General features: G+C 62.3%; 19 protein-coding genes. 11 read left to right on the forward strand and 8 right to left on the reverse strand.

Annotation, left to right across the window (positions count from 1 at the left end):
- Window positions 1–67 precede the first annotated feature (67 nt).
- From H7692_RS05545 to H7692_RS05580, 8 genes are all read right to left on the reverse strand, one after another.
- Entirely contained in the window at window positions 68–1,384 is a 1,317-nt protein-coding gene (locus tag H7692_RS05545) for an oligosaccharide flippase family protein (protein ID WP_227339886.1), read from the reverse strand.
- 25 nt (window positions 1,385–1,409) lie between these two features.
- A complete protein-coding gene (gene tviB / locus H7692_RS05550) occupies window positions 1,410–2,708 on the reverse strand; it encodes a Vi polysaccharide biosynthesis UDP-N-acetylglucosamine C-6 dehydrogenase TviB (protein WP_201926609.1) in 1,299 nt (432 codons plus the stop codon).
- Window positions 2,705–3,721 (reverse strand): GDP-mannose 4,6-dehydratase, encoded by a 1,017-nt coding sequence (locus H7692_RS05555; protein ID WP_201926611.1) that lies wholly within the window; start codon window positions 3,719–3,721, stop codon window positions 2,705–2,707. Before H7692_RS05555 ends, tviB begins: the two co-directional genes overlap by 4 nt.
- 21 nt (window positions 3,722–3,742) lie before the next feature.
- Window positions 3,743–4,999: a hypothetical protein gene (locus H7692_RS05560; RefSeq protein ID WP_201926614.1), complete on the reverse strand. Its 1,257-nt coding sequence runs from the start codon at window positions 4,997–4,999 to the stop codon at window positions 3,743–3,745.
- 32 nt (window positions 5,000–5,031) lie between these two features.
- Window positions 5,032–7,179, reverse strand: a complete 2,148-nt coding sequence (locus tag H7692_RS05565) for a GumC family protein (protein WP_201926616.1) — start codon at window positions 7,177–7,179, stop codon at window positions 5,032–5,034.
- A 100-nt stretch (window positions 7,180–7,279) separates the two neighbouring features.
- A complete protein-coding gene (locus tag H7692_RS05570) occupies window positions 7,280–8,014 on the reverse strand; it encodes a polysaccharide biosynthesis/export family protein (protein ID WP_227339887.1) in 735 nt (244 codons plus the stop codon).
- Window positions 8,015–8,081: 67 nt separating this feature from the next.
- Window positions 8,082–9,557 carry an O-antigen ligase family protein gene (locus H7692_RS05575; RefSeq protein ID WP_201926618.1) on the reverse strand — a complete coding sequence of 492 codons (1,476 nt, stop codon included), beginning with the start codon at window positions 9,555–9,557 and terminating at the stop codon, window positions 8,082–8,084.
- Window positions 9,558–9,652: 95 nt separating this feature from the next.
- Entirely contained in the window at window positions 9,653–10,441 is a 789-nt protein-coding gene (locus H7692_RS05580) for a metallophosphoesterase family protein (RefSeq protein WP_201926619.1), read from the reverse strand.
- A gap of 291 nt (window positions 10,442–10,732) precedes the next feature.
- Between H7692_RS05580 and wecB the strand changes: the two genes are divergently transcribed.
- The 11 genes from wecB to H7692_RS05635 all read left to right on the forward strand — a co-directional run bounded on the left by wecB (window position 10,733) and on the right by H7692_RS05635 (window position 21,994).
- The gene (wecB, locus tag H7692_RS05585) at window positions 10,733–11,803 is read left to right on the forward strand and encodes a non-hydrolyzing UDP-N-acetylglucosamine 2-epimerase (RefSeq protein WP_261312203.1); all 1,071 of its coding nucleotides are present in this window, start codon (window positions 10,733–10,735) and stop codon (window positions 11,801–11,803) included.
- Window positions 11,793–13,088, forward strand: a complete 1,296-nt coding sequence (gene wecC / locus H7692_RS05590; protein ID WP_227339889.1) for a UDP-N-acetyl-D-mannosamine dehydrogenase — start codon at window positions 11,793–11,795, stop codon at window positions 13,086–13,088. Before wecB ends, wecC begins: the two co-directional genes overlap by 11 nt.
- A 4-nt stretch (window positions 13,089–13,092) precedes the next feature.
- Window positions 13,093–13,938 carry a class I mannose-6-phosphate isomerase gene (locus tag H7692_RS05595; protein WP_227339890.1) on the forward strand — a complete coding sequence of 282 codons (846 nt, stop codon included), beginning with the start codon at window positions 13,093–13,095 and terminating at the stop codon, window positions 13,936–13,938.
- A gap of 58 nt (window positions 13,939–13,996) precedes the next feature.
- Entirely contained in the window at window positions 13,997–14,563 is a 567-nt protein-coding gene (gene hslV / locus H7692_RS05600; RefSeq protein ID WP_201926623.1) for an ATP-dependent protease subunit HslV, read from the forward strand.
- 5 nt (window positions 14,564–14,568) lie between these two features.
- Complete coding sequence (gene hslU / locus H7692_RS05605) at window positions 14,569–15,870, forward strand: ATP-dependent protease ATPase subunit HslU (protein ID WP_201926625.1); 1,302 nt, start codon at window positions 14,569–14,571, stop codon at window positions 15,868–15,870.
- A 155-nt stretch (window positions 15,871–16,025) separates the two neighbouring features.
- Entirely contained in the window at window positions 16,026–16,874 is an 849-nt protein-coding gene (locus H7692_RS05610; protein WP_227339891.1) for a helix-turn-helix domain-containing protein, read from the forward strand.
- Window positions 16,875–16,999: 125 nt separating this feature from the next.
- Window positions 17,000–17,941, forward strand: a complete 942-nt coding sequence (locus tag H7692_RS05615) for a YbgF trimerization domain-containing protein (RefSeq protein WP_227339892.1) — start codon at window positions 17,000–17,002, stop codon at window positions 17,939–17,941.
- Window positions 17,895–18,902 carry a tRNA lysidine(34) synthetase TilS gene (tilS, locus tag H7692_RS05620; RefSeq protein WP_227339893.1) on the forward strand — a complete coding sequence of 336 codons (1,008 nt, stop codon included), beginning with the start codon at window positions 17,895–17,897 and terminating at the stop codon, window positions 18,900–18,902. The genes H7692_RS05615 and tilS overlap by 47 nt, the downstream gene beginning before the upstream one ends.
- Window positions 18,903–18,983: 81 nt before the next feature.
- Window positions 18,984–20,927 carry an ATP-dependent zinc metalloprotease FtsH gene (gene ftsH / locus H7692_RS05625; RefSeq protein WP_201926632.1) on the forward strand — a complete coding sequence of 648 codons (1,944 nt, stop codon included), beginning with the start codon at window positions 18,984–18,986 and terminating at the stop codon, window positions 20,925–20,927.
- 73 nt (window positions 20,928–21,000) lie between these two features.
- On the forward strand, window positions 21,001–21,378 hold the full coding sequence (locus H7692_RS05630; protein WP_227339894.1) for a hypothetical protein: 378 nt from the start codon (window positions 21,001–21,003) through the stop codon (window positions 21,376–21,378).
- Window positions 21,379–21,388: 10 nt separating this feature from the next.
- The gene (locus H7692_RS05635) at window positions 21,389–21,994 is read left to right on the forward strand and encodes a DUF3800 domain-containing protein (RefSeq protein ID WP_201926636.1); all 606 of its coding nucleotides are present in this window, start codon (window positions 21,389–21,391) and stop codon (window positions 21,992–21,994) included.
- The last annotated feature ends 9 nt before the right edge of the window (window positions 21,995–22,003 follow it).

A 22,003-nucleotide genomic window follows, 5' to 3' on the forward strand; every position in this document is an offset into this window, starting at 1 on the left:
AGGGAATGTGTAATTTCGGGATCGCGCCTCACTCGCCACGGCAGTATGCTCGTTGCGTGCCGCCGGATCACGCCACACGGTCAGGCGCCGTGCCTAAGGTCGTCAGTTTGCCAAAGATCGCACAATTCACACCCAATCTCTGGAAAACCGCGCGGCAAGCCAGATAGCGATAACAAATCAGCGCGACCGATGCGGCGATAGCCGCCCCGGTTCCACCCAAGGGCGGGATCAGGATCAGGCACAGCAACAGGGACAAGGCGAGGCTGATCGCAACGAGCAATGTCACCCTGTCATGATGCCCGGTCATATTCAGAATATAGACGGGGTCGCCAAACAGGAACGAGACCAAGTACCCCGCCGCGATGATCGAAAGTGCAAGGCTGGCCGGAACATAGGATTCGCCGAAAACGACCGCAATGAAGAGATGCGATCCGAAAATGAGCGGAAGCGCGATCAACCCCCCGATCAGCAAGATGAGCCAGGTTGCGTGACGCACGGTTTTCTGAAGCCTTTCACGGTCTCCGACCGAATGGATCCGCGCATATTCGGGAGCCAGAACCGTCGTCACCGCAGTATAGCCGAAGGCGACCAGAAGCCCACCCTCCGCCGCGACGCGATAAAGCCCCACGGCCTCTTCGGTCGCAAGGATGCCGAGAAGCAGGAGATCGACACGCATCAGTGCCATGTTGATCACCGAGTTGAACATGAAGCGTGAGCCCGTGGACATTATAACCCCTGTTCCCAGAACGCGACCGCCAGCGACGGGCTGTAAACGACGCAGGATCAGCACAAGGTGAACGCAGCAGACCATGAGCAATAGCGTAAATGCCGCAAAACGCGTCTCGATCGCGATTCTTGCCGTATAAAGATCAAGCAGCAGCATTGCCGATGCGCCGATCACGAGGGTCGCCCCTGACAATAGCACCGAACCATAGAGCTGAAAGGCAATGGTCCGGCCAAGGCCGCGTATGATTCCTGCCACAACCTCGAAAAAGGCGGATGGAATGACCATCCAAAGGCCGATTTTCATAAGCCGGCTAATCGGCGTATCGGCGGTGAACTGAAGAACCAGCTGGCCGACGGCCACGATGGCGAACGAGGCCGCGCCCACGACCGCAAACCCCTTCAGTATCGAACGCCCAAGCGCGAGCGGCTCGGCGCTGCCGCGCGAGGCAGCAATATCGCGAGTGAGCAATTCGGGGATGCCGAGCTTTGCCGGAATGCATAAGAGCGCAATAGCGGTGACGACAAAAGCATAGGTCCCGAACTCATTCGGTCCGAGCCATCGCGCGAAGATGATACCAAGGCCGACCGCCACAATCCGATCGAGCAAACCGATGGCGCCCACGCTCGCGGTTAGTTGGATGAGACTGCGCAGTTGCATCGGTTCCCCTGCCCCGGTTTACAAATTAGATGCGCAAATCGCTCTCGTCGAAGCCCAGCGTCCCCTTGATGTCGACCAGCACCGACGATGCATTGCCGAACTTGCGCAAGGCCTGCGCGCCCGCATCGACAAACTCACGATGCGACACCGCCAGGATGACCGCATCATAACCGCCCTGCGGGGCGTCGAGAATCTCGATTCCATATTCGTGGCGGGCTTCGTCTGCGTCGACCCATGGATCATATACGTCGATTTGCGCACCATAGTCCCGAAACTCGCTGATCAGGTCGATGACTCGCGTATTGCGGATATCTGGGCAATTTTCCTTGAATGCCAGCCCCAGCACGAGGATGCGCGCGCTCTGGACAGGAAGGCCTCGTCTGATCATCAACCGGATGACCTGGCCGGCAATATACCCGCCCATGCCGTCGTTGACGCGGCGCCCGGCCAGGATGACTTGCGGGTGATAGCCGACCGCCTGCGCCTTGTGCGTCAGATAATAGGGGTCGACGCCGATACAGTGCCCTCCGACTAGTCCCGGCGTAAATTTCAGGAAATTCCACTTGGTTCCTGCGGCTTCCAGCACACTGTGCGTGTCGATGCCGAGCCGGCCGAAGATGATTGACAGCTCGTTCATCAGCGCGATGTTCAGGTCGCGCTGCGTATTTTCGATCACCTTTGCCGCTTCGGCGACCTTGATACTTTCGGCGCAGAAGGTTCCAGCGGTGATGATCTCAGCATAAAGGCGATCGACCCATTCGGCGGCCTCAACCGTCGAACCGCTCGTCACCTTCCGGATGGTCGGGAGGCGGTGCTCCTTGTCGCCCGGATTAATCCGTTCGGGGCTGTAGCCGACAAAAAAATCCCGGTTGAACTTAAGGCCGCTCACTCGTTCGAGGATCGGTACGCAATCTTCCTCGGTACAGCCTGGATAGACGGTGCTTTCATAAATTACGATGTCGCCGCGTTTGAGCACGCGGCCAACCGTCTCCGACGCCTTCACAAGCGGCGACAGATCGGGGCGTTTATGCGCATCAATCGGCGTCGGCACCGTCACGATATAGATACGAGCTTGCTCAAGATCGGACGTATTGTCCGAAAAATTGAGATGCGCGGCGGCGGCGAGTTCGTCCGACGTCGTCTCCATTGTATCGTCACGCCCCATCCGGAGCGCTGCGATACGGTCGCTATTGATATCGAAGCCGACAACCGCCCGAACGCGGCCGAATTCGACCGCAAGCGGCAAGCCCACATAACCGAGGCCGATGACGGCGATGGCAGCCGTATCGAAATCGGGCAGCGGTGCGATCTGATCGGAAATCATTTGCGGAAATAATCCCTGTACCAGGTGACAAATTTCTCGACCCCGTCACGGAAGTCGGTCTGCGGGCGGTAGCCGGTCAGTCGTTCGAGCAGGCTGGCGTCGGCCCAGGTGGCAGGAACATCGCCCATCTGCATCGGCATCAGGTTTCGGCGGGCCTTCTTGCCGAGCGATGTTTCGATCGCCGCGACGAAATCGAGCAGCTTGACTTTGTCGTTGTTACCGATGTTGACGATGCGGAAAGGCGCGACCGGCGACAGGCTGTCCCCTTCCGCGATCTCTGTCGCCGATGCAGGGCGTTCCGGAACCGCATCGATGAGGAGGCGGATGCCGCGCACCAGATCCTCGACATAGGTGAAGTCGCGGTACATGTCCCCGCCGTTGTAGAGGTCGATCGGCCGGTTATCGAGGATGGCATCAACGAATTTATAGAGTGCCATGTCGGGGCGGCCCCATGGGCCGTATACGGTAAAAAAGCGGAACATCGTCGTTGGCACGTTCCACAGGTGCGCATGGGCGTGCGCCATCGATTCCGTGGCCTTCTTGGTCGCCGCATATATGGTCAGCTGGGTGTCGGCTTTTTCATTTTCATGAAAGGGCATGTCCTCGTTCGCACCATAGACCGACGATGTAGAAGCCATCAGCAAGTGACTGACATGGTTGCGACGCGCGGCTTCCATGATGTTGAACGTGCCGATGACATTCGCCGACAAATAAGCGTGCGGGTTTTCGAGAGAGTAGCGGACACCGGCTTGCGCGGCGAGGTGCACGATGACGTCCGGGCGGAATTCGTCGACCGTCAGATCGACCCGTTCGCGATCTTCCAGCATCGCCTCGACGGCACTGAAATGCTGATTCTGGAGCAGTATCTGATGGCGTCGACGTTTGAGATCGACGTCATAATAGTCGGTCATCCCGTCAAAGCCAGCGACTTCAAAACCCTCGGCAAGCAATAATTTGGCCAGATGAAACCCTATGAAGCCGGCGGTACCGGTCACGAAAACTTTACGGCGCATGCAAATCTCCGCTGGGGAATGTCAGTTTCCGGCGTTCGCGGCCGACGCGTTGCCCGCACCCCCGGAATCGCGACGTAGGCTGAGTTGCTGGATAGCGATGTCCGTGCCGGTCGCAGTGTCGACCGCATCGAGCTCGAGCATGACCGAATACCACTTGCAGGCCGAGTTTGCGATCGCGACGATTGCGCTGCCTGCCCCGTCCTTCAGCGCAACGACAGCCACCGGGGTACGGGCCTTTCCCGATTCGACGCAGGTCAGCCGAAATTTCAACGTCGCGCCCAGGCTGTTGTTTAGTCCCGACAACTTCCATCGCAAGCGATAGGGTCCTGCCGATGGAACGAACACAAGCTGGCGGGCGGCGATGCCCGACGCGCCCGGAAGGCTCGAAATCGAAAGGGTGCGACTCTTCGGTTCGATCGTCGTTCCGATATCACCGGTCTGGAGCAAATCCCATTCAAAGGGTCTGAAATGCGGCTCGCGATCGAACCGCGAACCCGCCAACAACTCGCCGCCCCGCGGCGCTTGCATCCCGAGCGCGCGGGCGACGTCATAGGCAAGAGCCGGCTCATTGCGGCCAGCAAGTTCAGCAACCAGATCGAAGTCCGTCTGAGTAGGCTCTTTCAAGTTCCAGGGTGGGCCGGCAATGCGCAGGCGTATCCGCCCCGCCTGCGGAATGACCGCCGGAATTCGCAGCACCGCTGCCCAATAATCTGCGCTCCAATTGGGATTTTGGCCAAGCATTGGTGCAAGGACAGCCATCGCTCCCGAGCTCGCTGTCGCGGTCGCCATGCGTTCGACATAGAAGTATCGTGCATCGTAATCGACCGACATGGCGCGCGCCAAAAGCCGGACCGCCCGTTCGGGCCGCTCGCGTTTCAACTCCTCGTCGATCAGCATGGCATTGACCAGGTTATCGCGGCGGGTGAGTTCTCCGGCCAGAGTCAACAGCCGTCGCGACTGGCGTTTCTTGCCGTCAGCTGCAAGCGACTGGACCAGCACCGGCAAGGCCGAAGTGGCAAGCGGCTCTGCCGCGAAAGCATCTTGCGCCATGCGACGCTCCAATGACTGCGGGACCGATTTCGGATCCTTGATCAGCCGCGCGCCCAGCAAGGCACGGCTCAGCGATGCCTTAACCCACCCTTGCGGGGGAATGCCGATCATGGCGGCCTTCGCCGGCGCGCGTCGTTGATTAACGATAACGGCCGATTGGGCCCAGACGACACCTGCCGCCAGCAGACCGGATACGATCAACAGAGAGGACTTAACCGACTTTTTCATACATCATCGCCGCGCCGCGTCATTCGCTAAATTCAATCGTCGCTGTTGCGGTTCTTGTCCGCGCCATAACCATAACCATAGCCGTAGCCATAACCGTAGCCATAACCGTAGATCTCGTTTCGCCGACCAACCTTTGTCACCAGCGCGCCAAAGATGTGTGCATCGGTCTGCCGAAGGCGATTGAGCGCCGACTTGATGGCCCTCGAACTGCTGCTCGAAGCATCGATCGTGAAAATGACGCCCTCGACCGGTCGCGCGAGCAAGGACGCATCGGCCAGTCCAAGAACCGGCGGAGCATCGAGGATGACATGGTCATAGTCGCGCAGGAGCAACTCGATCAATTCACCGAGGCGCGACGAGCTGAACAATTCTGCCGCGTTCGGCGGCATCGGCCCTGCCAGCATATAGTCGAAGCCGAATTCGGGCGACTTGGCGATCAGCTCGCCGACATTGTCGAAACCGGTCAAATAATTGCTCAGCCCGGCGCCATTCTTGATATCGAGCAGCTCGTTCAGCGACGGACTGCGAATATCGGCGTCGATCAGGATGACCCTTTTTTCCGTCTGGCTGAAAACGCTCGCAAGGCTCAATGCCGAGCTGCTCTTGCCTTCGGCGGGCCGCGTCGAGGTCAGCATGAAGCTGCGCGGCGCGCCGTGACTTGTCAGAAAGGTCAAATTGGTCTGGGCCGTGAAATAGGCTTCGTAGACCATCGACTTTTTGTCGAGCAGCAGTGTTTCGAACTCTTCGGAATCCACCTGGGGGATCGATCCGAGCAGCGGAAGCCCGAAGCGATCGCTAACCTCGCTCGGATCGCGAATCGATTGATCGAGCTGCTCGAACATGAAGACAATCGCTGCAGCGATCCCGAATCCCGCGATCAGCGCTAACACGATATTCAGGATCAGCTTAGGGCTGGAGGGAACCTGTGACGGAGCCGCCATATCGACGACCGCGATATTGTTGGTTCCCACCCCCGCGGCGCCGATTTCCTTATACCGCTGCAACAGGCCGTCATAGAGTTGTCGGTTGGTATCTACTTCGCGCTGGAGAATGGCATATTCGATCGACCGGCGCTGCTGGTCGCGATATTTTCCGGTGAGACGATCCAGTTCGGACTGCAACTCCCTTTCCCGCTTCAACGCACTTGCATAGCTCTCCTGATTGAGCGCGCGCGAACGTTGCGTCTCGGTAACCACTGACTGGCTAAGGGCGGCAAGCTGTTGCCTCTTGGCCAGAACCTCGGGATATTCCTCGCCAAAGGTGGTCGTCAGACGCGCCAGCTCCGCAGTCAGCTCAGCTCGCCTTTGACGAAGCGCGCTGACCGACGCGTTGCTGGATGAGTCGGCCGACGAAACCGAGCTGCTCAACTGGCTTTCGGCGGCGATTCGTGCATCGCGCGCATTCGAAAGCGCGGTGCTGATCTTCTCCACGTCGGCGGCAATAAGGGTCCGGTCGCCAACGGACCGGCCGCTCGCAGGATCGCCGCGGCTTTCCAGCGTGATGATATCGTTGTTTGCGGCATAGGTTATCAACTCGCGCTCGGAATCCTCGAGGTTGCGGCGAAGCGAGGAGATACGCTGTTCGAGAAAGCGCCTTGCATCGCTGGTCGCCGCGAAACGACGGTCGAGATTTGCGGCGACGAACTGCTGAACCCAAAGATTGGTGAGCTTAGCCGACAAAGCTGGCGACGGCGTTGCGAAGGAGACGTCGACTAGGCTCGATTGGCGCACAGGTTCAATGCTTACGGCATCGAGCAATATTTTTTCTGCGCGCTCGGCCATCCGCGTGCGCTGCGCGCTGTTGGGCGTGCCTTCCTCGCCGCCCGTCAAGTCATAGTGCGCGAGGAATTCCTTGTCGTTGAGCAAATTGCCCGCACGGACCGTGCGGGCCGCGAGTGACCGCGATTCCAGGAGGCTGTACTGCGTATTGAAAAAGGCGATCTCGTTCGAGATCGTCTTTTCGCGCGCGCCCTTCACGTCGGTTTCCACCGGAGCCTGCGGCGAAATTTCGATCCGCGAAGTGCTCGTATACAGGGGTGTCATCAAAAAGGTGACGACGAGCCCGATGGACAGGCAGGCGAGAATGCTGCCGATCACCCAGGCCTTGTGGTTCAGCAGCGCGACAAAGGCCTTTTCGACCATATGCATGTCGAGGAACCCGCCTTGATAGGGTGCAGCCATTTCGCCCTGTCCCGCCGGCGCCTCCAGCCTCGCAATCGAGCGCCCGGTATTTACGGTATCCATCTGCAATATCATCCGTTCAGAAAATGCGATCGCTCGATCAATTGTTGTTGGTCAGATTGGTCAGGACGATGAGCGGAGTACTCAGCAATGTCGCGGCCTTGATGATGTCTTCGAAAAGACGGCGCTGCGGCGAATCGCCCACGATCACGACATCATTCGGAAAAATTTCCGGGTCCGCATAGTTGCCTCGCCTGATCGCTTCCAAGTTATAGATGCCGACATACTGGCGGTTGTCGACCTTGCGGAACACGAGCACCTCGTCGCGCTTTGCCAGTTCCGTCAGCCCCCCCGCCAGCGAAACCGCGCGCATCAGCGTCGCGCGGCCGACCAACGGATACTGGCCGGGACGCTGCACCTGGCCATCGACGGTAACGGCCTGCGAAAGCAAATGCGTCGCCGCCGAGGTTGCCTTGAAATTCACCGTTACCTGAGGATCGCGCACAAATCGTCCGCGAAGCCGGTCTTCGATCTCAGCGGCCAGCTGGGTCGGGGACTTGCCCGCCCCTTCCAATGTTCCCACCAGGGGAAAAGAAAACTTGCCTTCACCGTCGGTCAATATGTCGCGTTGAAGATCAGACACGCCATAAACATCGACCGTCAGCTCGGTAAATGAACCGACATATGATTGGCGGGTTGCCTGCCGCGCGTCTCCGCTTGTCGGCTGCGGAAGCGCCTCAAGAAGGGTCACGCCGCTGGCGGGAACTGTCGCCACTGGTTGTTTGCCGGAACATCCCGCCAGCGTGAGCAGCGCATAAGCGAAAAGGTGACGCAAGCGAGGCATATTATACATCCATAAGCCTAGAATTTTCGAAAAATTTGTTCGCCCATAGGCCGAAACATCAGGTGACGAAAGCCGCTTTAGCTTGAGGGTTGGAATTGAATAGTTCGTCGCGGCAACGAACCAGAATGACGATCAGGAGCGCCGCAGTCATCATGATCGACGGTACGCGGAGCGGATAATCGAGCGCCGAACTCGTAACGAGCAAGGCGAACGCGGCTGCGAGCATCACAACTTCGGCCAATTCGCCGCGCATCGGCGCTGGGCGGCCACGCCAGGCGGAGATGAGCCCATACGCAACCCAGACGGCGCCCCCGACAAAGATCAGGGCGGCCGGCAAACCGCCTTCGATCAGCAGCTGAAGCCAGTCGTTGTGAGCCTGGTTGAGATAGGCTTCGCGAAGCGCTGAATCAGGCTCGACGATCTGATAGACGCGAGCGAAAGAGCCAAAACCGGTGCCGAACAACCATTGTTGTTTCACCATGGCGGTGATCGTACCGAAGGTAGCGACGCGAATTTCCTCTACCCCGTCGCCATCGAACAGGCGGCCGACCGCATTCTCGCGCCCCGAAAAATAGAAGAGCGTCGCCAAGCCGGCGATAAGTACGAAGGGAAGAAGCGTCCGGAAAATGCGCCTTGCGCGGTTGTCGCGGCCCGGCGGCGAGCCGCGGCCACCCCGGCGAGCCGATATCTGATTGATCGGCTTGGGCTCGAAACGGTAGGACCAGCGCACGACGACATAAACCAGGATGACGCTGGCAGCGCCGCCTACAAGCCCCATTCGCGAACCGATAATCAGCGTGAACAAAAGAAATACGACGATGCTGCCAATCATCGCCGGGATCAGCAACGGGCGGCGCTTCCGCCGCAGGACTTCGTTGGAAATCAGCCATCCGGCCGCTAGGATCGACAGCGACAGCATCAGTGCATGGTGATTGCGATTGGCGAAAAGACCGACTGGCGACATGTCGTTTGTGATGCGGTAGAGATAGAAAATACTGCGCGGCCCGCCCATGATCTGCAGCAGACCGAAAACGACCGAAGCCACGCCCAAGCCCCAAATTGCCCACCATAGACGGACCCGTTCAGCGGCCGGGAGCGTCGCCGCGACCAGCAATGCTGCGAAAGGGACGGTGAGGGACAAAAGGCTGTTGACCGTCAGCGAAGGCGCCATGCTGATTGGACGCCAGCGGTCGGGCATGCCCAGCAACTGATCGATCGCGAAAATCTGGCCCCGCAGCGGTAACTCCGACCACAGCCCCGGGGCCAAGGGAATCAACTGAATTCCCATCCAGATCGCCAGCGCCGCCAGCAATATAAACGGAATGCGCATAGCGCGCCAGGTCTGCAGCGGAGCGAGCGCGATCACGGCGAAAGCGGAAAATGTCGCAAACGCGCGCAGAAGAGGGGTCGATGCGATATCGTAGCGCGATCCGCCGCCCATCAGCGCGATGATGGCGACGAAAGCGCCCAATATCCAGATCGAGCGGCGTGCGGAAATGTCTTCGAACCTCGCAGGCTTGGTCTTAGGCTTCATCAACGCACTTCCATCCCAAATTCATTATCCGTAACTGCTATGCTGTGGGACCGGCGAAGCCAAGCTTCGATTGCCCATCCGAATTCGAAAGCGCGCTATTGCGCCTGCAAATCTGCGGTATCGAGGATCCACCGTTCGCAACCTTCCAGCCCTAGCGCAGTCAGCCGACCTGTCAGATAGGCACCGGTATCGATCCCGATGCGCCCCCACGCTTCGTCGACGGTGTCCGAAATGGTATGGCCGTAGACGACCGTTAAGCCATGATCATGATGACCCTCGATAAATTCCTCGCGAATCCAGCGCAGATCGGAGATTTGCTGCCGGTCCAGCGGTACGCCAGGCCGCACGCCCGCGTGCACGAAAACGTAGTCACCTATCTGGATCATGTCTTCGCCGCGCCCAAGAAAATCGACATGCGATTGCGGAACGAGGTTCGGAAGGCGTGCTGCAACCTCGTCGAAATCCGCTGCCGAATAGGAAGCATCGTCGCCCCAATAGCTCTTGATGGTCGCGTCGCCGCCAATGCGAATGAAATAACGAACGCGCCGCGGATCGCCCGAAAGCGCCGCCAGAAAACATTCCTCGTGATTGCCGATCAACAACCTGACCATATCGAACGGTGGTCCCAGGCAGAGCGCCCGTTCCACGACTGCCGCCGAATCCGGTCCGCGGTCGACCAGGTCGCCCAGCAAGATCAGCGTCGTATAAGCCTTTTCGCGTGCCGCATTGTCGGCTTCGATTTTTTCCAGAAGCCGCCAGAACAGGTCGTCGCGCCCGTGAATGTCGCCAATAGCGTAGACACGCTGGCCGAAAGGAATCCGCGACGGCGCTTCGAGCACCCGGTCCTCGCGTGGCCGACGCTTCAGGAAATCTAGAAAGGACATATTGGCCTGTACAAGCTGTTCAGTATCTTACCAAAAAAGACATTCCATCCGCCCCTTGATGGATGCCATGCAGTGCGGGGAAACATGCTTCAGGCCGGTGCCCGAGAATCCCGTAGCGAACGGCGCGGCGATTAGAGCCAAGTTAAGCGACCGGCAAGAGCTTTGCGCTAAGGTGGTTTGAAGACTCCCTGAGAAGGCCACTAGTTTATGCCCTTGGAATCGCATCCAACGACAGGTCGCGTTACCAACAAGATAGCCATTGCGTTCGGCACCCGTCCCGAAGCGATCAAGATGTTCCCGGTCGTCCACGCCTTGCATCGGCAGTCGGGCATCGACGTGCGCGTCTGCGTAACGGCGCAGCATCGCGAGATGCTCGACCAGGTGCTGGGCATAGCGCGCATTACGCCAGACGTCGATCTTGACGTCATGACTCCCGACCAGACGCTCGACGCGCTGCTCGCTCGCCTTGTCACAAGCCTCGGCAAGACATTCGATGACGAAAAGCCCGACCGCGTCCTCGTCCACGGCGACACGCTGACGACGATGGCGGCAACGATCGCCGCCTATTTTCGCAAGATCCCGGTGAGCCACATCGAAGCGGGGCTGCGCAGTGGCGATATCTATCAACCCTGGCCCGAAGAGGTAAATCGCAAGGTCGCCGGAGCCGTCGCCGATATGCATTTCGCGCCGACCGAGACCGCGGCCGCCGCGCTGCGCGCGGAGAATATCCCGGCCGAGCGCATCCATGTTACCGGCAACACGGTGATCGATGCGCTGCTGGCGACGCGCGCTCGGATCGAGGAAGAACCCGCACTCGCCGCCGGCCTCGACCCGCTGGCAGCGCGCTTCGCGGGCAAGCAGATTGTCGCCGTCACCTCGCACCGGCGCGAAAATTTCGGGGAGGGTATGAAGGCAATCGCCGGCGCCATCGCCGCAATCGCCACCCGCCCCGATCTCGCGGTGATCTTCCCCGTACACCCGAATCCGCATGTCCGAAGTGCGATGGAGCCGATCCTTGGCGGACTCGACAACGTCGCGCTCATCGATCCGCTCGATTATCCGCACTTCGTCCGCCTGCTCGCGATGAGCCACCTTGTGCTCACCGACAGCGGCGGGGTGCAGGAAGAGGCGCCGTCGCTCGGCAAGCCGGTGCTGGTGATGCGCGAAACCACCGAACGCCCCGAGGGGATCGTGGCGGGCACCGCGCGGCTTGTCGGCACCGACAAGGACCGCATCGTTTCCGAAATTTTCAGCCTTTTGGACGATGATGCCGCCTATTCCGCCATGGCCCGCGCGCACAATCCCTTCGGCGACGGCAAGGCGGCAACGCGAATTGCGGAGATCATCGCGCGTGCCCTTTGATACCGAACAGAGCGTCTGCGTCCTCGGGCTCGGCTATATCGGGCTGCCGACCGCCGCGCTGATCGCGCGCTCGGGCTGCCGCGTGACCGGGGTCGACGTCAGCCAGGCGGTCGTCGACACGGTGAACAGCGGCAAAGTGCATATCGAGGAAATCGACCTCGACGGGTTGGTCCAAGGCGTCGTTGCACGCGGCGTGCTGACCGCATCGACCAAGGTGACCGCCGCCGACTCCTTCGTGATCGCGGTCCCGACACCCCACGACGACGAGCATCGCCCCGACACCAGCCACGTATTGGCCGCAGCGCGCGCAATCGCGCCCGTCCTCGTTCCCGGCAACCTCGTCATCCTCGAATCGACGTCGCCCGTCGGGACGACCGAGACGGTCGCGGCGTTGCTCGCCGAGCTACGCCCCGACCTCAAGGTGCCGGGGACCTGCGCGGGCGCTGCCGACATCTTCATCGCCTACTGCCCCGAGCGTGTGCTGCCCGGCCGTATCCTCGTCGAACTCGTCGACAATGACCGCTGTATCGGCGGTATCACCCCGCGCTGCGCGCGGCGCGCGATGACATTCTATCGCCAGTTTGTGCGCGGCGCGTGCGTGACCACCACGGCGCGCGCTGCCGAGATGGTGAAACTCGTCGAAAACAGCTATCGCGACGTCAACATCGCCTTTGCCAACGAGCTGTCGATGATGGCCGAGGCGCTGGACGTCGATGTTTGGGAGGTCATCCGCCTCGCCAACCGCCACCCGCGCGTCAACATCCTCCAGCCCGGCCCCGGCGTCGGCGGGCACTGCATTGCGGTCGATCCCTGGTTCCTCGTCCACGGTGCGCCGGACCAGAGCCGCCTGATCCGCACCGCGCGCGAGGTCAATCTCGCCAAGACCGCGCACGTCATCGGCGCCGCCGAAATGCTGATCACGCAGCACCCGCGGGCGCGGGTCGCCTGCCTCGGTCTCGCGTTCAAGCCCAACATCGACGATTTTCGCGAAAGCCCCGCGGTCGAGGTCGCCGCCGCCCTCGCGCGCCGCTTCGGCGAACAGATCGCGATCGTCGAACCCTATGCACGCGGCCTGCCGATGGAATTCGCGGGTACGGGTGCAACGCTCGTCGACCTCGACACGGCGCTCGCAAAATGCGACCTTCTGATCGTGCTCGTCGATCACGAACTTTTCAAGTCGATCCCGCTCGAAGAGCGGGCGGACAAGTTCGTCTATGACACGCGCGGCCTGTGGCCCGACCAGCCCGGCCAGAGCGCTCCCAATCGAATCCCGCGGGCGGCCTGACGCCATGTATGCCCCCTCGAACGCGTTCCGAAACGGCAAGGCCGGCTTCCGGCTGCTCGAACGGCGCATCGTCGAGAAGCCCTGGGGCCGCAGGCATCCGGGGAAGGACTTCGGCGATCTTGGCGATGGACGGATTGGCGAGATCTGGTTCCTGCCGCCACCCGACGATACGCGCTCGCCGCTGTTGAAGTTTCTGTTCACGAGCGAACGGCTGTCGATCCAGGTTCATCCCGACGACAAGGTCGCGCGGCGAACAGGGGCGCCATGCGGCAAAGACGAATGCTGGCTTGTCGTCACGGGCGATGACGATGCGCGAATTGGCGTCGGCCTGAACCGGAACACCGATCACGAGGCGTTGAGAGCAGCCGCGCTCGACGGATCGATCATGGACATGATCGACTGGCGACGCGCCCATGTCGATGATTTCATCTACAATCCGGCCGGTACGATTCACGCCATCGGCGCGGGCCTGACGATCGTCGAGGTCCAGCAAAATTGCGACACCACCTATCGCCTCTATGATTATGGGCGCGAGCGTCCGCTGCATTTGGACGAAGCACTCGAAGTGGCCCATCTGTCGCCGACGCGCGATGAACGCGACTGCAGTATCGATCCCAATGCCGCCAGCGAGCTCGTGCGCGGTCCCTATTTTCACCTGCATCATCTGGTGGCGCCATTCGACCCCGCCACGGTCGCGAACGCCAAGGGAATGATGACCTTGCTACCGCTGGCAGGCGATTGCCGCGTCGCGGAGGTTTCGATCCTGGTCGGACAAGCTGCCCAGTTCGACGACCCCAACCTTCTCGACCTCCGAAAAGGCGCGCGCGCCCTGCTCGCCTGGGCCGCCTGACGCGCTTCGCAGACCCCTCCCCTTGCGGCGCCCGCGCCCATCGCCCATATCCCGCCGCATGACCGACCCTCATGCGCAGAGTGCCGCGCCCTGGCACGGAACCACCATCCTTTCCGCCCGCAACGCCGACAAGGTCGTCGTGATCGGCGACGGGCAGGTGTCGATGGGCCAGACGGTGATGAAGCCCAATGCCAAAAAGGTACGCCGCCTCCACGATGGCAGCGTGATCGGCGGCTTTGCGGGTGCGACCGCCGATGCCTTCACGCTTTTCGAGCGTCTCGAGGCCAAGCTCGAGCGCCACAATGGCCAGTTGCTGCGTGCTGCGGTCGAACTCGCCAAGGACTGGCGCACCGACAAATATCTGCGCAACCTCGAGGCGATGATGATCGTCGCAGACAAGGAGGTGACGCTCGTCATCACCGGCAACGGCGATGTACTCGAACCCATGGGCGGAATCGCGGCGATCGGATCGGGCGGAAACTTCGCGCTCTCGGCAGCGCGCGCACTCGCCGAATATGAGAAGGACCCCGCCGTCCTCGCGCGCAAGGCGATGGAAGTCGCCGCCGACATCTGCGTCTATACCAACGACCAGTTCACCCAAGAACTCATCGAAATCCAGGCCTGAAAAGCATGAACAAGGATCTGACCCCGAAGGCGATCGTCGCCGCGCTCGACACGCATATCATCGGACAGGACGCCGCAAAGCGCGCCGTCGCGGTCGCGCTGCGCAATCGCTGGCGCCGCCAGCAGCTCGGCCCCGACTTGCGCGACGAGGTAAGTCCCAAGAACATCCTGATGATCGGCCCCACCGGCTGCGGCAAGACCGAGATTTCGCGGCGCCTCGCCAAACTTGCCGACGCGCCCTTCATCAAGGTCGAGGCAACCAAATTTACCGAGGTCGGCTATGTCGGCCGCGACGTCGAACAGATTGCGCGCGACCTTGTCGAGGAAGCGGTGCGGCTCGAACGCGACCGCCGCCGCGAGGCGGTGCGCGGTGCCGCCGAGGAAGCCGCGATGGACCGGCTGCTCGATGCGCTCACCGGCAAGGGCGCGAGCGAGGCGACGCGCGAAAGCTTTCGCCAGCGCTTTCGCGACGGCCATCTGGCCGACAGCGACGTCGAGATCGAAGTGACCGATACGCCGTCGATGCCGTTCGAGTTACCAGGCCAGCCGGGGCAGGTCGGGATGATCAACCTCTCCGACATGCTCGGCAAGGCGCTTGGCGGCGGCCCCAAGAAGCGCCGCCGCATGAAAGCGATGGAAGCGTGGACGCGGTTGCTCGAGGAAGAGCAGGACAAGCGCCTCGACCAGGACGATGTTGCGCGCGTCGCGCTCGGCGATGCCGAGGCAAACGGGATCGTCTTTCTCGACGAGATCGACAAGATTGCGGTGAGCGACGTGCGCGGCGGATCGGTGAGCCGCGAGGGCGTCCAGCGCGACCTCTTGCCGCTGATCGAGGGCACGACGGTCGCGACCAAATATGGGCCGATGAAGACCGACCATGTGCTGTTCATCGCGAGCGGCGCCTTCCACGTCGCCAAGCCTTCCGACCTGCTCCCCGAACTCCAGGGCCGCCTGCCGATCCGCGTCGAACTCGGCGCGCTCAGCGAGAAGGATTTCGAACGCATCCTGACCGAGACCAAGGCAGGCCTCCCCGAACAATATTCGGCGCTGATCGCGACCGAGGGCGTGACCTTGAGCTTCACGCGCGAGGCGATTGCGCGTGTGGCGAACCTCGCCGCCGAGGTGAATGAAAAGGTCGAGAATATCGGCGCCCGCCGCCTGCAGACGATGATGGAGCGGCTCGTCGAAGAGGTGAGTTTCACCGCCGAGGACATGGCAGGCACGACGCTCGAAATCGACGCCGCCTATGTCGACAAACAACTCGCCGATGTCGTGGGCGACACGGACCTCAGCAAATATGTGCTTTAGTCTGACAGATTTCGGCTAAACATTTTCAGACAGGCCGAAATCTTCGTCCATTCGGCCTGCCGTCGACCGAACTCCATTTGACTTTCGCGCGCCGTCGATGCGATGAACAGTAAAGCGGTCGAACCGGGTTGCAGTCGATCGTCACGGAGACAGCAATGGATGAGGAAGAGGTCGCCACCCAAGGCGAACTGGCGATCACGCGCACGGGCGACCGGCTTCGGCTGGCACGCGAAGCGGCGGGGCTTTCGCTCGCCGACGTCGCGACGCGCACCCGCATCACGCAGCGCCACCTCGCCGCTCTCGAGAAATCCGATTTTTCCGAACTTCCCGGCCGCACCTATGTGACCGGCTTCGCGCGCGCCTACGCCCGCGCCGTCGACCTTCCCGAAGCCGAGATCGGTGCGTCGGTCCGTCAGGAGCTCGAAGACGACGACTATGGCGCGCGCCCGGCCTATGAGGCCTATGAGCCGACCGACCCGGCGCGCCTGCCGACGCCGCGCCTCGTCTGGACCGTCGTCATCGTCGCAGCGCTTCTTGCCTCGGCCTATGGCGTCTGGCGCTTCCTGTCGGTCGAACCCGACGAAGCGCTGATCGCTGCGCAGAACCGCGATGCCGATGCATCCGAAGCCCCCGCTGCCGTGCCGTCGGTCGAAAAGGCCGCGGCCCCCAACGGCGCCAATGTCGCCCCCGATGCCCCGGTCGTGCTGACCGGACTTTCGGAAGTCTGGATCGGTTTCGACGATGCAGAGGGCAAGACAGAAAACTGGCGCACGCTCGACCCGGGCGAGACCTATGAGGTTCCGCCCGCCTATATCGAACAGTTCACGCTGCGCACGAGCATTCCGCAAGCGCTGAAAGTCACGGTCGGCGGGCGCGATGTCGGGGCGATCGGCCCTGCCGATACGCTCGTAAAGGGCGTCTCGCTCAAGCCGGCGGACCTTCTTACGCGCAGCGGCGGCTCCGCCAGCGGCGACGCGGCAGGAACGCAACGTCGCCCCGGCTGACGTCGGCTGAACGTCGGATCGCGCGCGCCTGCCGTCGATTCTGGACTGATTTTGGTTTGCACTGACGCCGATTGCGGCGTTAGGAAACATTCTCAATATGGTTAATGGCTAGGGGCCAACGGCAAATGATGAAGAACAGACTGATTGTCGCGGGGGCTAGTGCCATTGCGCTCGCCACGATCGCACCGGGTGCGGGGGCACAGCAGGCAGGGCTCGACAAGCGCGTCGAGCGGCTGGAGAAGGAAATGCGCGCGGTGCAACGCACGGTGTTTCCCGGCGGCAGCCCGACCTTTTTCGAAGGCGAGATCGCACCCGACAACACGCCGGGCGAGCGCGCCCGTGCCAACGCGCCGGTCATCGACCTTACCGCGCGCGTCGACGCGCTCGAAGCGCAGCTCCAGTCACTCACCGGGCAGACCGAACAAAATGCCTTCCAGCTTCGCGAACTCGAAAAGGCATTCGCCGCCTATAAGGCCGACATCGACAAGCGGCTGGCGAGCCCTGACACCACAGCGACGCCGGCCAGCCTGGCCCTGGTGCCCACCGCGACACCCAAGCCCGCCGCAACCGCGACGACGGCAACCAGCAGCACGGCAACCACCGCTCCGGCCAGGAAACCCGCGAGCCCGGACGCTGCACGTCTCGCGCTCGTCAAGCAGGTCGAAATCCCGGCGAGCGGGAATGAGGTCGAGGACAGCTATAATTATGGCTACCGGCTCTGGAACGCCAAACTCTATCCCGAGGCGCAGGCGCAGCTCAAACAGGTGGTGAGCAAATGGCCGAGCCACAATCTGGCAAGCTATGCGCAAAATCTGCTTGGCCGCGCCTATCTCGACGAAGGGAAGCCCAGCCTTGCCGCGGTGGCCTTCTATAACAATTACAAGGATCGGCCGAACGGCGCGCGCGCGCCGCACAGCCTGATGTACATGGGCATCGCGCTCGACAAGCTCGGCCGCAAGGCCGATGCGTGCAAGGCGTTCCGCGAGCTCGACGACGTCTATGGCGACAAGGCCCCGCAGGATGTCCGCAGCGATGCAGCCGCCGCAAAAGCAAAAGCCGGCTGCTGAGGCCGACGCGGCGATCGAGCGCTTCGCGCTCGATCTGTCCGCGCTCGTCGGCTCCGACTGGCATCGACGCGACTATGGGATCGCCGTTTCGGGCGGTCCCGACAGCATGGCGTTGCTCTGGCTGATGGCGAGCTTGCTTCCCGGTCAGGTTCGGGCAGCAACGGTCGATCACGGCCTTCGCAAGGGATCGGACGACGAGGCGCGCATGGTCGCCGGATTTTGCGCGCGCGAGCATATCCCCCACGCCATTCTGGTCCCGCCCGAACCGATCCGCGGCTCGCTCCAGGCTGCGGCACGCGCGCAGCGTTACCGGCTGCTCGAAACATGGCGCGTCGCGCACAAGGTCGATTTCATCGCGACCGCGCATCATGCCGACGACCAGCTCGAAACGATGGTCATGCGGCTCAACCGCAGCAGCGGGGTCGGCGGGCTGGCGGCGATCCGCGCGCGCAACGGCACGATCCTGCGCCCGCTTCTGCGCTGGCGCCGCGCGCAACTTCTGGACCTCGCGCTCGACCACGACCTGCCCTTTGTCGACGATCCGTCGAACAGCGATAATCGCTTCGACCGCGCGCGGCTGCGTCAGGCGTTGAAATCGCAGTCAGCGCTCGATGCCGAGGCTGCCGCCCGTTCGGCCGAATGGCTTGCCGAGGCCGATGACGCGCTCGACTGGGCGGCCGAGCGGCTGATGGCATCATGGCCCGACGCCTCCGACGTCGCGGTCATCCGCGACGATGGCTATCCGCCCGAGATTTTCCGCCGCATTGTCAGCGCCCGCCTGCACGCGCACGCGCCGCATCTGTCGATCCGCGGCGCGACGCTCGATGGCGTGATCGCCGCGATGCGCGATGGCCGACGCGCGATGATCGGGAGCCTGCTGATCGACACCGTCCGCGGGCTCGAAGGCACGATCTGGCGCATTTCGGCGGCGCCGCGCCGGACACCCCCGAAAAAGGGCTGATTGCCTCATTGTCATTTAACCCGATTATCCTATCTTGTGCAGGTAGGAGCGCGCATTTCGCGCGCGTTTGGAAAGATTCCGATGCAGGACGACAAGGAACCGCAGGGCAACCCCTGGATGAAGAGCGTGATGATCTGGACGGGCATTTTGCTCGCCATGCTCATGGTCGCATCGGTCTTCGGCGGCGCCTCGCAGCCTGTGGGCGAGACGCTCGCCTATTCAGAGTTCCGCCAGAAGGTCGAAGAGGGCGCGGTCAAGGAAGTCGTTCTTTCCGATGATCGCGTCACGGGCGAGCTTACCGGAGGCGAGCGCTTCACCGCCAATGTCGTGCGCGATCCCGAACTGCTCAAGCTACTCAACACCCACGACGTCAAATATGACGGCAAGGCTGCGGAAACCGGCAATATCTGGATGTATTTCCTGCTCCAGTCGCTGCCCTTCATCCTGATTCTCGGCATCGCCTTCTTCGTTTTCCGGCAGGTTCAGAAGAATAATGGCTCGGGCGCGATGGGCTTTGGCAAATCGCGCGCGAAGATGCTCACCGAAAAGCAGGGCCGCGTGACCTTCGACGATGTCGCAGGCATTGACGAAGCGCGCGAAGAGCTAGAGGAAATCGTCGAGTTTCTGAAGGACCCGACCAAATTCTCGAAGCTCGGCGGCCAGATCCCGAAAGGCGCGCTGCTCGTCGGCTCGCCCGGTACCGGCAAGACGCTTCTCGCGCGCGCTATCGCGGGCGAAGCGGGCGTTCCCTTCTTCACCATTTCGGGCTCGGACTTTGTCGAAATGTTCGTCGGCGTCGGCGCCAGCCGTGTCCGCGACATGTTCGAACAGGCGAAGCGCAACGCGCCGTGCATCGTCTTCATCGACGAAATCGACGCTGTGGGCCGCCACCGCGGCGCAGGCCTTGGCAACGGCAATGACGAGCGCGAACAGACGCTCAACCAGCTCCTCGTCGAAATGGACGGGTTCGAGGCGAACGAGGGCATCATCATCGTCGCCGCGACAAACCGCCCCGACGTGCTCGACCCTGCGTTGCTGCGCCCCGGCCGCTTCGACCGGCAAGTCGTCGTCCCGCGCCCCGACATCGAGGGTCGCCAGAAGATTCTCGAGGTGCATACGCGCAAGAAGCCGCTCGCGCCCGACGTCGATCTGCGCCGCGTCGCGCGCGGCACGCCGGGCTTTTCGGGCGCCGACCTTGCCAACCTCTGCAACGAGGCGGCGCTGCTCGCGGCGCGCCGGGGCAAGCGCCTGATCGCCTCGAACGAGTTCGAGGAAGCCAAGGACAAGGTCATGATGGGCGCCGAGCGGCGCTCGATGGTGATGACCGAGGACGAGAAGAAGGCCACCGCCTATCACGAAGCGGGCCATGCGCTCGTCTCGCTCCACGTCGAAGGCAACGACCCGTTGCACAAGGTCACGATCATCCCGCGCGGTCGCGCGCTCGGCGTGACGTGGAACCTCCCCGAACGCGACCGCTATTCGACCAATATGAAGCAGATGAAGGCGCGGCTCGCGCTGTGCTTCGGCGGCCGCATCGCCGAGCAGCTGATCTATGGCAAGGACGAACTCAACACCGGCGCATCGAACGACATCCAGCAGGCGACCGACATGGCGCGCTCGATGGTCATGGAATATGGCATGTCCGAAAAGCTCGGCTGGCTGCGCTACCGCGACAATCAGGACGAGGTATTCCTGGGCCACAGCGTGTCGCGCGCGCAGAATATGTCGGAGGAAACGGCAAAGCTGATCGACGCCGAGGTCCGCCGCCTCGTCGAGGAAGGCGAAAAGACCGCGCGCAAGGTGCTCACCGACAATATCGACCAACTGCACCTGCTCGCCGCCTCGCTGCTCGAATATGAAACGCTGTCGGGCGAGGAAGCCAAGCGCGCGATCAAGGGCGAAGACATCGGCCGCGAAAGCGATGGCGACCGTTCGGGAACGCCGATCAAGGGCCACGCCGGTTCGCTCCCGCAGATCAAACGCAAGCCGCGCCCCTTTGGCGGCGCCAATCCGCAGGGCGCCTGATTGAAGCAGCGGGGCGCATGAGGGGGCGGCGTAGCAACCGGCTGACGGCATGATCGCGCCAACCAAGGCGCGCATGGCTTCGGCCCTCCTTGCCCTCGGCGCGGGCGTCACGCTTACCGCGATGACCCCCGGCGACATGAGCATCGCCGCCTTTCTCGCGCGCGCCGACTCGATCTCCCGGCTCGGCCCGCTCGCCATCGCCACGCCCGATGGCGTGCGGCTGAAGAATGAGGTCATCGCCGCAGGCCATCGTTACAAGACGCGGATCGACGCGCAGCGGCGCGCCGGACGCCCGACGACGAGCTGCCCGCCCGAATCGGGTTCGCTGACGCCCGAGGAATGGCTGGGGCATCTGCGCAGCTATCCGCCCGCGGCGCGACGCTCGGTCAGCGTCTATTCGGCATTCGAGGCGCTGATGAAAAAGCGTTACCCCTGTCCCGCCGCGCAATGATCGCGGGTCAATGACAATCTATTGCGACGAATCGGGCGGGTTCAACGCGGGGGCCATGACCTTTGCCGCCGTAATGCTGACCCCCGAGACGGCCGCGGCGATCCACGAACGCTTTCGCGCGGTGACCGGGCTGCGCGGCGAGCTCAAGGGCAGCCGGATCAGCCTCACCGAACGCGCCTATCTGCTCGAACTCTTCGACCGCGCAGGTGGCCGCGCATGGGTCGCAGTGGCGCGGCGCAGCGAACTCGAAGCGGAAAGCGGCGGCGCGCCGCCAACCGATCTTGCGATCTATGCCGCGCTGCTCGACCTCGCGATCGCAAGCTGGCTCCCCGAGACCGGCGGTGTCTGCACCGACGTCGTGATCGACGACGGGCGCTACGACCCGGCGATCCTCGAACGCGTGCGCGCGACGATCCAGAAAGGGCTTGCGGGATGGGGCAAGGCCTCGCTTGCCGACAGCCGCCGGTCCGAAGGCGTGCAGATCGCCGACGTCATCGCCAACAGCCTGTTCAATATCGAGGCCGGTTCGCCACGCGCCGCACGGATGGCAACGATCGTCGCGCCGTTGCTGGCGTCGAACACCATTCGGATCGCGCGACTGGCGCATCTCGTCTGAAACAAGAAG

This window comes from Sphingopyxis sp. P8, from assembly GCF_020622175.1.
Lineage (GTDB): Bacteria > Pseudomonadota > Alphaproteobacteria > Sphingomonadales > Sphingomonadaceae > Sphingopyxis > Sphingopyxis jiangsuensis.